The sequence below is a fragment of the Xanthomarina maritima genome, from assembly GCF_008084905.1.
In the GTDB taxonomy this organism is placed as follows: Bacteria; Bacteroidota; Bacteroidia; order Flavobacteriales; family Flavobacteriaceae; genus Xanthomarina; species Xanthomarina maritima.
The window spans coordinates 1-11347 of record NZ_VSFC01000028.1; the positions used below are offsets into that span (position 1 = coordinate 1).

12 protein-coding genes are annotated in these 11347 nt (G+C 30.2%); all 12 read left to right on the forward strand.

Annotated elements, in window-relative coordinates:
* Positions 1 to 241 precede the first annotated feature (241 nt).
* The gene (locus FVF61_RS05545; protein WP_148454208.1) at positions 242 to 694 is read left to right on the forward strand and encodes a hypothetical protein; all 453 of its coding nucleotides are present in this window, start codon (positions 242 to 244) and stop codon (positions 692 to 694) included.
* 147 nt (positions 695 to 841) lie between these two features.
* Positions 842 to 1855 (forward strand): alpha/beta hydrolase family protein, encoded by a 1014-nt coding sequence (locus tag FVF61_RS05550; protein WP_148454210.1) that lies wholly within the window; start codon positions 842 to 844, stop codon positions 1853 to 1855.
* Between the two features lie 143 nt (positions 1856 to 1998).
* Positions 1999 to 2583, forward strand: a complete 585-nt coding sequence (locus tag FVF61_RS05555; protein WP_148454212.1) for a hypothetical protein — start codon at positions 1999 to 2001, stop codon at positions 2581 to 2583.
* A gap of 370 nt (positions 2584 to 2953) precedes the next feature.
* Positions 2954 to 4288, forward strand: coding sequence for a hypothetical protein (locus FVF61_RS05560; RefSeq protein WP_148454214.1), 1335 nt, complete (start codon positions 2954 to 2956; stop codon positions 4286 to 4288).
* Complete coding sequence (locus tag FVF61_RS05565) at positions 4289 to 5365, forward strand: hypothetical protein (protein ID WP_148454216.1); 1077 nt, start codon at positions 4289 to 4291, stop codon at positions 5363 to 5365.
* A 2-nt stretch (positions 5366 to 5367) separates the two neighbouring features.
* Complete coding sequence (locus FVF61_RS05570; protein WP_148454218.1) at positions 5368 to 6495, forward strand: JAB-like toxin 1 domain-containing protein; 1128 nt, start codon at positions 5368 to 5370, stop codon at positions 6493 to 6495.
* Positions 6492 to 7040 carry a hypothetical protein gene (locus tag FVF61_RS05575; protein WP_148454219.1) on the forward strand — a complete coding sequence of 183 codons (549 nt, stop codon included), beginning with the start codon at positions 6492 to 6494 and terminating at the stop codon, positions 7038 to 7040. Before FVF61_RS05570 ends, FVF61_RS05575 begins: the two co-directional genes overlap by 4 nt.
* 115 nt (positions 7041 to 7155) lie before the next feature.
* Complete coding sequence (locus FVF61_RS05580; protein ID WP_148454221.1) at positions 7156 to 8106, forward strand: hypothetical protein; 951 nt, start codon at positions 7156 to 7158, stop codon at positions 8104 to 8106.
* Between the two features lie 12 nt (positions 8107 to 8118).
* The gene (locus FVF61_RS05585) at positions 8119 to 8727 is read left to right on the forward strand and encodes a hypothetical protein (protein ID WP_148454223.1); all 609 of its coding nucleotides are present in this window, start codon (positions 8119 to 8121) and stop codon (positions 8725 to 8727) included.
* Positions 8728 to 8739: 12 nt separating this feature from the next.
* Positions 8740 to 9405, forward strand: a complete 666-nt coding sequence (locus tag FVF61_RS05590; RefSeq protein ID WP_148454225.1) for a hypothetical protein — start codon at positions 8740 to 8742, stop codon at positions 9403 to 9405.
* Between the two features lie 28 nt (positions 9406 to 9433).
* On the forward strand, positions 9434 to 10033 hold the full coding sequence (locus FVF61_RS05595) for a hypothetical protein (protein ID WP_148454227.1): 600 nt from the start codon (positions 9434 to 9436) through the stop codon (positions 10031 to 10033).
* Positions 10034 to 10122: 89 nt separating this feature from the next.
* Positions 10123 to 10851 (forward strand): hypothetical protein, encoded by a 729-nt coding sequence (locus FVF61_RS05600; RefSeq protein ID WP_148454229.1) that lies wholly within the window; start codon positions 10123 to 10125, stop codon positions 10849 to 10851.
* Positions 10852 to 11347 lie beyond the last annotated feature (496 nt).

Genomic DNA, 11347 nt, shown 5'->3' on the forward strand with positions numbered 1-11347 from the left:
TTCTGATTATCTAATAAATTTAATGAATTGTAAACTTAAGCTGTGTATAAAAAATGCTTATTTTAGTGCTTAATCAAAGAGAAAGTGCGTGTTTGCTTTCTTCCGATTTTCGTTCCGAAAATCCTCGCACGCAAACCCGCACTTTTCATACACAAACCCGTTGTAGTGCATTTGAGAAATGAGAAAAACGACAATAATTTTACTTTTGATTTCAACTTTGTTTTTAAGTTGTAAAACTCAAATGGAGAGAATAAAAATCAATGACAAAACCTTAATTGTCGTCAATAATGAATGGGTTTTGACAAATCCGACTGAATTTATTTCTAAAAGAAAAAATAATAAATCGATAGAAGTAATCGAAAAGCCTTTATCGGAAATCAAATACGAATCGAATTACCAAAAAATAATCGGACTAAATAATGTGGAGGACTTTAATCCTGAATTAGCAATTGACTTTGAGTTCGTGAAAAATATTGACCCAAATAAAGAAATATTTTATATGGTAGACGGAATACCAACTCACGATTACAGATATGTTTATCGACGTTTAATTTCAAAAAAAGTAAAAGAAATAAATAATTTAGGAATTAATCAAGCAATTGCGATTTGGGGAAAACGAGAGGGAAAAAATGGAGCGATTCAAATAAAAACATTTAACAAAGACGACGTTGTGATTCCCATAATAATAAATTAAAAAACGCACTACAACACCGGCTATAGTTCATTGCTACCGACTTTCCTATCGGAAAGTCCTCGCAAATTTGCTATCTTCGGTTTACGGCGGAAAATCCTCGCGGATTTTCACGCAACGAAACCATAGCCAAACACGTTGGCAATAATTATGAAGAACATTACGGTAATAACTTTATTATTAATTTCAAATTTAATTTTCAGCCAAAAAATACAAGACAATGAAAAGGAAATAGAAAATATTGAAAATTATAATACTGAAGAGATTACTGCCAAAATAAACGAGGACATCACAATTTTCGGAAGCTTAATTACACCAAAATCTGATTTTGACAATGTACTTGTAATCGTTTCTGGAACTGGTAGAATCTCTCAAAAAGCACATAATTACTTAATTGAATTTTTACTTCAAAACAAAATTGGAGTTTTCATATTTGACAAAAGAGGAGTTGGGAAATCTATGGGAGAGTATAATGATGAACCGAAAATCTATACGAGTGATTTCATTGAAATCTATAACGAATTTAAAAAGTCAAAAACCATTGAAAATAAAAAAATAGGTTTTTTAGGACATAGTTTAGGTGGTATTATAACAATTCAAGCTATAGAAAATAAAACTACACCCGATTTTTTAATTCAATGGTCTGCACCAATTGGAAAACCAAGATACTTATTAAAATATCAAATTGAAAAAGGAATCAAAAACTATGACAAGTTAATTGTTGGAAAAAACACAGAGGAGCAAATAATTGCCATAAACTATGCTCATGAATTAATTGACAAATACCCAAATAAAAACGCTTCGGAATTATGGAAAATAGGAAAAAAAGAATCTAAAGAAGCAAACGTGAATAAGAACTCATTTTCTGGTTATCTTTTGCCTAGATATGTAGAATTTGCTCGAATTGATAATACAAAAACCTTTGAGAATATTGATTTTCCAACTTTAGTTATTATAGGGAAAGATGATATTTTGGTTGACCCAATCCAAAGCAAAAAAAAGCTAGATGAAATTGGGAATAAGAATATAACGTTCATAGAACTTCAAGGTTTAAATCATTTTATGACTAAAAAAGGAACTGATGAAAAAACGAATCAAATTTATAATGTTGATTTATCCTTTAAAGAATATTTATTGAATTGGATAAACGATTTGAAAAAATAACTATTGCCAACACTGTGTATAAAAAATGCTTATTTTAGTGCTAAACCAAAAGGAAAGTGCGTGTTTGCTTTCTTCCGATTTTCGTTCCGAAAATCCTCGCACGCAAACACGCACTTTTCATACACGAAAACGTTGGCTGTAATTTGAAAAACGAAATGCGAGAAAAAATAAAAGACTTTTACGAGAATCAAAAATTCGCTCGAATTACGAGAAAAGTTGCAGACGATTGGGACGAATTAAGTCGTGGATATATTGTTGACTTCTCAAATGACTTTGTTGTAATTCAAGAATGCGATGATTTCAGACTTCTTGGATTTAATATTTTACTGATTAAGGATTTTAAACAAATTCGACACAACAATAATGACAAGTATTATGACAAAATAATGCTGTTAGAAAACGAAAAGAAAAATATCGGAATTAAAACCAAAGTGGATTTAACGGATTGGAAATCAATTTTCCAATCGTTACGGAAAAATAAAAAGAATGTTGTCGTTGAATGTGAAAATCCGGAAATTGATAGTTTCACAATCGGACCAATAAAAAGAATTTCTGATAAGAGTGTGTTCATACAATATTTCAATGCGACTGGCTTTTTAGACGAAAAGCCGACCAAAATTGAATTTAAAAACATCACAAAAATTATGTTTGACGATAGATATGTTGACATTTTTAGTAAATACACAAGAGAACGGAAAAAGAAAAAAACTACAGCCAACAATGTATAACCGCAATTACGGCGGATTCGACTACGTCCGAATCCACTCGGAATTGCGAGCGTCATTGCTTAATCAAAAAACAGTAATTTAAAACCCGTAACTGACGGTTATACGAGACCGTTACCCACAAGCTAAAAAAAGCTCCGAACCTCCATTAAAACCCCGAACTGAAAAACGCCACCACACAAACAGCACATTCATTTTTTGCCAAACGCTTAAAAAGCCGACACCCCAAAAAATAAAAGAGCTGTTTTTTGCCAACGCTCAACAAATCACACAAGAAAGGAGGTTTAACCTTACTTATTATAAGGTAAAAGTCAAAACATTATCAATTCAGATTTCCTAATTTTAGAACTCCCATTTTAATAATAGGAATTGAATGAAAATAGAATTTAAAAAAGTACGACTGACTTTACTCTGCTGGCTGACCTTTGCGCTGTCATTCGGACAAGTACAAATCCCTAAAGCACCTTCACTTGCTTCCTTCCAAGTCATTACACCAAATTCAAATTACACACAAACAAATTTTCAATTGACAACAGGTTTACCAACTTCCAGACCAAACGGAATGGACGTTTACGAACAAGACAAAAAAAGAGTTGAAAAACAAAAGACTGAACTCAAAAAAATCAATGCAGATATTAATGCAAAACATTTAAATTACTCTCTACCAAGTTACAGCAATATCGAAAGTGCAGTCTATTACCAAAGAGGATTTGACAAACTCAATGAACTTAATCCAGACAAGTTCTCAATAAAAGACGCAACTTTCATAATTGAAAACGCATACTTCGAAGAACAGGAAAATTATGAGAACTTTGACAAGCTCGTAAAACAAACAGGCGACTTCCTGCGTGAAAAAATGGACAAATTAGGCTACGACCAAAACAACAACCTTGCAAAAAACTTTATGCTTTTTAAATTCTTTTCAGATACCCTTGAAATAAAATCAAAGGATATTAAACATTTACCTTTCAAATATGACTTTGAGGATTATATGGGTATTCAAGACTGGTCAAAGATGTTCGTGTCAAAACTATTGGCAACAGGAAAAGGACAATGTAACTCACTTCCAAGGTTATACTTAATCCTAGCAGAGGAAATTGGCGCAGAAGCCTTTCTGTCTTTATCACCAAATCATTCTTATATCAAATTTCGAGACGAAAACGATTATTGGTATAATGTTGAGCTAACAAATGGAATGTTCACAACAGAGACATTTATATTACAATCAGGCTTTATTAAATCCGAAGCTCTACAAAATGAAATCTATATGCAAACAATATCAAGCGAGCAGTTGCTTGCGCAACTGCTCGCAGATTTTGCTCAAGGTTACGCTCGTAAGTTCGGTTATGATTCCTTTGTAAAAAAAGTTATAGATAGAGCCTTACAATTATATCCGAATAGTATAACCACAAATATGTTAAACTCAAACTATTTAACCCAACAATTTGAATATATAACAAAACAAATCGGTATAAATCCTAGAGACAAAACCGATTTACAAAACATTCGATATTATCCTGAAATAGTTGCTTTGCTTAATCAAGTAAATACGCAATATGCAACCATTGACAATTTAGGTTACGAATATATGTCACCACACGATTATGAAAAGTGGCTAACATCTTTAAAAGACACAAAACAACAACAAGAAAACCAAGAAATGAAAGAACAGTTTAATATCAAACTTAACCAAACAATCAAAAATTAAATGCCAAGAATTTTCCTCATATTATTAATTACTTGTGGCTTTTCACAAATCTCAAAAGCACAAGATTATCTCTATACAGAAAGTTATAACCTTTTAAATGATATGCTTGAAAATAAAAGCAATTACAACTTTAAAAAAGCTGTTTTTAGCGTTGAAAACGCCTATAACAATGGAACTTTAGACACAATTTATCTAAACCAAAAAATCGATTTTTTAACTACACTTGCAAATCAACTATTAGAGAGTAGAACTTTAGAGTATCAAGGTAAAGACAAAGAAAATATTAGTAAATACGCCTCCTTGTTTACAGTTTTGAATGATACCATTCCAATAAAAGATATTAAAGATAACAATTACTTATATGAGCCTTTCGACTATAATTTTGACGACCCATTCGGTCACAATAATTGGAACAGTATGTTTGTATCGAACTTACTCATGTCAAGAAAAGGCAACTGCCACTCTCTCCCATTTCTATATAAAATACTTGCCGAACAATTAGGTATAGAAGCACATTTAGCACTCGCTCCAAACCATATTTACATTAAACATCGTAGCGAAAAGGATGGTTGGTACAATACAGAATTAACAAGTGGTATTTTCCCCATAGATGCGTGGATTATGGCTTCTGGCTATGTACATATTGATGCAATTCGTAACGGAGTTTATATGAAGGCATTAAATAATAAAGAAAGTATTGCACTTTGTTTAGTCGATTTGGCACAAGCATATCAAACACAAGAATTTTATGATTTAGATTTTGTTATAAAATGTGCCGATAAAGCTCTCGAATACTTTCCAAACTTTGTAAATGCAATGATTTTGAAAACAGAAGCACAAGGCAAAAAGATTGAAAATATTTTATATGAGCATAACACAGATTTTACCGATGTCAATAAATATCCTGAAACTAGTACAATATTTTTAGAAATACAGAACCAGTTAACAGTAATTCATCAATTAGGTTACAGACAAATGCCAGAAGACATGTATTTAAATTGGCTTGTTTCCTTAAAAGAAGAAAAAGAAAAATACGCTAACAAAAAAATTAATAACTATATTAACACAACCAATTGATTATGACTTTTTCAAAGAAAAATCACGAACACCAAAAAATAAATAAATATTTTGTTAGTACAACCAATTATCTAACCCTACTATTTATACTTTCCTTTGGTTTCGGTTTCGCCCAAACAAAAGATTCTTTAAGCATTGAAGAACAACAGCGCAGAGAAAAAAACATACAAGCTGGAAATCCATTTAAACAATATGGTTATAAACCAAAAATTGCAACATTAAGCAAAGGAAAATATTTAGAATTCCATGATTTGGATAGTATTGTTAAAATTGGTTCTTTTACATATCACGTAAAAAGAAAAACAATTACAGGCTATACAAAATTAGAAGCTAGATACTCCGAAGCCACATTAAACCCAGAAATCATTAGCCGTTGGATGAGCCCAGACCCACTTTCTGATGAATTCCCAAATTGGTCTCCTTATAACTTTGTAATGAATAGTCCTGTTCTTTTAAATGACCCAACAGGTTTAGCGCCAGAAAGTCCACTAAATGATTATCAATTAAATAAAGATGGTTCTGTTTCTTTATTAAAATTAACAGATGATAAATTTGATACTTTATATGCATCAAATGATGACGGCACAGTCAATAAAGACAAAAGTATGACAGTAGCTAAAAATAATGCAGAAGACAAAACTATTATTGATGATTTAACATATGATGATTGTTCTTTTGTTGCAAATACACCTTGGGGGAAAAAAACTGGAACTTGGACAAGTACTTCAAATGAATCCGACGCGTTAAATTTATTTAAATTTGGGAGTGACAATTCAAATGTTGAATGGTCATTTGAGGAATATAAAGGAAATAAATTCTTTATTGGAAACAATCATTTTTCAGAAGCAACAATGGGTTTTTCAGCAATATCAGGCTCTAACATTCTTGATTTAGTTAGAAAATATCATAGCCATCCAGGAACAGCTTCACCAGATGATGTGGCTTCAGGATATTCAGGAGATCAAGGCAATGCTAGTAGTACTATTCAAACATTTTTAGACAATGGCATTCCTTATTCAAGACATCCAACATTTTCTATATATAGACCAGCCTTAAATAAAAAATTTGATTACAGTCCTTGGAACAATAAGTTTAATGAACAAAAAGTAAAAACACCAAGCCAGTTATGAAAACTAAAATAAACATTTGTGTTTGTTTCTTTGCACTATTTCTTTCAATTAGTTGCACACAAAAAGAAAATAAAATTGACATAATAGAATTCACTTTTTTTAATTCAAAAAAGAATAGTGAAACATCATTCTTAATTAATCTCCAAAAAGAGTATTTATTAATCTCAAATTCTGCGATTGATATAAAAATTCCTCGTTCGCCAGATGAAATTTCAGACTCAAATGAATATACCAAAACCATTAAACTTGAAAATGAAATTATAGAATTAAGCAACAATAATATTAAATCATTTTCTGATGAAATTGATAATTTCACTAATGAAGACTTTGTTAGTAAAACAGAAAATACTTTAGATGGCGGTGCTTTTATAATAAATATAATTTATAAAAATAAAGATTTTAAAAACATAACAAGGGTTAATAATTTTACCGAAAACCACACAAAACTATTTTATCAAATATTAAAAATCGTTAGTGAAAATAGTACAAGTCAAAATAATAAAATCCTTATCAATGAGGAGTTAAGTAAATTTAATATCGAATAACTCCATCTACAAATATAAAATCATTAAGCTATCTTCTATGAAAACCAATTATCTAACCCTACTATTTATATTTTCCTTTTGTTTCGGTTTCGCCCAAACAAAAGATTCTTTAAGCATGGAAGAACAACAGCGCAGAGAAAATAACATACAAGCTGGAAACCCATTTAAGCAATTTGGTTATAAACCAAAAATTGCAACATTAAGCAAAGGGAAATATTTAGAGTTCCATGATTTGGATAGTATTGTTAAAATTGGTTCTTTTACATATCACGTAAAAAGAAAATCAATTACAGGATATACAAAATTGGAAACTAGATACTCCGAAGCCACATTAAACCCAGAAATTATTAGCCGTTGGATGAGCCCTGACCCACTTTCTTCTGAATTCCCAAATTGGTCACCCTATAATTTTGTAATGAACAGTCCTTTAATATTAGTCGACCCAACTGGCTTGGCTCCTGAATGGATTCCACAAGTTAATGAAAATGGTTCTACATCTTATATTGCAGAAAAGGGAGATAATGCAAATACTTTGGCAAGCCAATATGGTTTAAAACAAGATGTTGCAGACAATTTATATGCAACCCTAGATAATGGAGAAATATCAGGAGCTGATACAAAATCAATTACTGGAAGTGATGTAATGGAATTAAATATGCAATCAGATATGGCAACTGAACAAAGAGTTTTTGACCAATTTGTTTTTGCAACAGATTATACTTTTTCAAAGGGAGAATTTGACTTCAAACCATCAGAGTTTTTTAAAAATCGAAGTTCAAGTTTAAGTCAAACATCTGGTAAAGCTAATTTAAATGGTGTAGACATTTATTATGATATAACCCTATATAATCCAAATGAATACTCTAATTGGAGTAAAACAAATGAATTCCCAATTTCAAACCATACCAACGAACATCAACCAACATCTGGACTTGAATATAAAAATGTCTTTTTCTTTTACCGAGTAACAAATTCAGGTAAACACGCCAGATCAGATGGGGCAAAAATTTACTATAATGGCAATGAAAATTACAACAAAATTTATAATAGATTCAAAAGAGATTAATACAAATTCAATATGAAAAAATTAAAAAATATAGCAATAATTATAATTTTAAACCTAGTAGTTTATTCTTGTAGTGGCCAAAAAAGTGATATTATAATTAAAGACTGTAGCCAAAATAAATTAAACAATAATATATACAAAATCAATCCCAATAAAGAAAATCACTTTTATTTGGCTATGTCAGAAATAGAAAATTTTCTAAATCAAGAACAAGGCAACAATAAAATTAATAAAAAAACTTACAGTTCATTGATTCTCTTTTTGGAAAATAATATTTATAACAATAAAGACAAAAACAATATTTATTATAACAAAATATCTCAAATTTTAGAACAAAATAATGTTTCACCAATATCAATAATTGGAGAATCTAATACGCTTATTTTTGATTGTTTTTTTAACGAAAACAATCAATCGAAAGATTTAGCAATAAGAGACGAAAATTTAATATTATACACAGAAAAAGCCAATTACATTTACGCAAACGCAGGTTTATCTTATTCAAACAAGGAAATAATTGATTTAATGAATACAATACCTAACAATAAATTTAAAAGCATTTTATATAGAACACCCTTAATTTTGATGATTTATGAAAATTTACATCAAAATAAAAACTGAAAATAGTTAATCGTGAAAACATCTAAAATATTTAAAAAAGCTACTATCTATACATTCTTATATATTTCTTTTGTCTCCTGTAGCGCTCAAACCAATAATTTTGAGAATGACTTAAAAAATTGTATTAATGAAGAAATCAACAAATACGCATCTGGTATATATCAAAAAGAATCTATATATTTTTATGTCTTTGCATTAGATATCGAAAAAAAGTTAATGGACTCTAATCTTATTAAAAACAATAAAAAAGAGGATTACATAAATTTATTCGATACGATTGAGAAAGAAAAAAGTAATTCTTATAAAGCCTTCTTTGAAGAAATTCTAATAATGATGGAAAATAAAGGTTTTGATTTAAATTCATTTGTAATAAATAATGCTATTTATTCTAAATGTCCATATGATGCAATAATTAAGTTGAAAAATTATAAGAGTACTTCTTATTATGAATATTTTTCACAATTAAACTCAATAATGAATAACGGTTTTAATAATCAAGAAATGATTCTCAATCTTTTAAAATCTACAAATCAAAAAGAATTTAGCAACATATATTATCGAGCTCCAATTATTTTGTTAGCTATTTTAAATATGGACATTAAATTAAATCCTACATCAGAGATGAAGAAATTCAGAGTCGATGATAAAACATATTTGAAACCTAAAGAACAAGAATAATTTTAAACAATTCTGCTAATCCAGTAACATGAAATACTTTACCCTAATTTTCTTTTTAACTATATCAAATTGCGAATCAAAAAAAGAAATGATTACTGATGATGAGTTAGCTTCCATTTTAAACAATAGCATAATAAAATATCATCAAACTAAAGAAGATAAATATTTAGATTCTGCTTATTTTAAGCTTAAACAAAATAAAAGCTATAATGATTCCGAATTGACAAATCCAAACTTACAATTAACCATAACATTATTAATGAACTTAAAAGAATATGATGAATTGGAAAAATTATTAACTAATACTAAATATCTAAATGAATATAATAGGATAAACACACTTAATATAACAAAATATATGAAACTCAAAGACACTGATAAAAGTAAAGCAGATTCATATATCAAGGATAACTTAACAATAATAAATGATTCTTTAAATAAAAAACCCAAAGATTCTTTAATGTATGCTGATTACTTTTCCATGAGAATGTTTTTAGTCGGCAAAGAAAATACGTTAAATGAAATAGACAGTATGGAATCTTCACAACACGAATATTCAAAAGTGTTTTATAAAATTTTACAAGAATCTATAGAAAGTTTTCCAGACGAAATGCTTTCAAAACAATAGACATTTGTAAAATATATTTTATCAAAGTTTGTTTTTCATATAGTTTTTATTATTAAATTTAATTTAAGTAACAAATAAACTTTAATAATATGGCATCAACTTCAGAAGTAGGTCACGCTAAAAATGTGGCGAATTTTCAAGACCTTATTGCATTTGTAAATGGATATGGAGCAACCTACAATCCATCAAAAAACAGCCTAAAACTTCCACAACTCGAAGCACTTTACACACAAGCAAGCGCAAGTTTAGATAACGTGGTAAACAAAAACACAGAATATAATAACGCAGTAAACAACCGTGTTGAAGCATTTGCAGATCTGCGTCCACTTTCAACTCGTTTAGTAAACGCTTTAGAAGCTACCAATGCAAGCAAAGAAAAAATAGACGATGCAAAAGGATTTAATCGCAAAATTCAAGGAAAAAGAGCATCAAAAAAAGAAGAACCAGTAGACCCAAATCAACCAGCACCCAAAACAATTAGTTCAAGCCAACAATCTTACGACCAACAGATACAACATTTCGAAGGAATGATTTCTGTTTTGGCTTCCGAACCTAGTTACACCCCAAACGAAACCGAATTACAAGTAGCTACCCTTCAAACAAAACTGCAAACCTTAAAAGACACAAATGCCCAAGTCTCTAAAGCCTACGCAGAAGTAAGCAACTCAAGATTAGAAAGAAACAAAATATTATATAGCGACGACAAAGGATTAGTTGACACAGCTGGAGAAGTTAAGAAATACGTCAAGTCCGTATATGGAGCCACCAGTCCAGAATTTGGTCAGATAAAAGGTATTGCATTCAAGAAAGAAAAATAATCTTGATAGAGCAAAGTATATTCTCGTTAGAACCTTTACAAAACTTGCGTCCGCATTTTAAAATATTGCATCCGCAAGTATAAATGTTCTATCCGCTTTAACAATAATGGCGTTCGCATTAACAATACTTGCGTCCGCCATTTATATTTTAGCTTCCGCATTAACAAATCTCGCGTCCGCTTTAACAATTCTTGCGTCCGCTTTAACAATTCTCGCATCCGATGTTATAATACTGGCTTCCACTGGAAAATTTGTCAGAATAACGCCGACGCTCAAAGCCATACACATTTGCAATTCGCTCAAAGCCACCACGCCACCAAAAATTGCAAAAGAGTATGTCTTCCCAACGCACAATTCCGTTCAAACCATAAACATCCGACTGATAAGCAAAACGAAAAAAAAAGCCAGTGGGTAACACTGTGTATAAAAAATGCTTATTTTAGTGCCTAACCAAAAGAAAGTGCGTGTTTGCTTTCTTCCGATTTTCGTTCCGAAA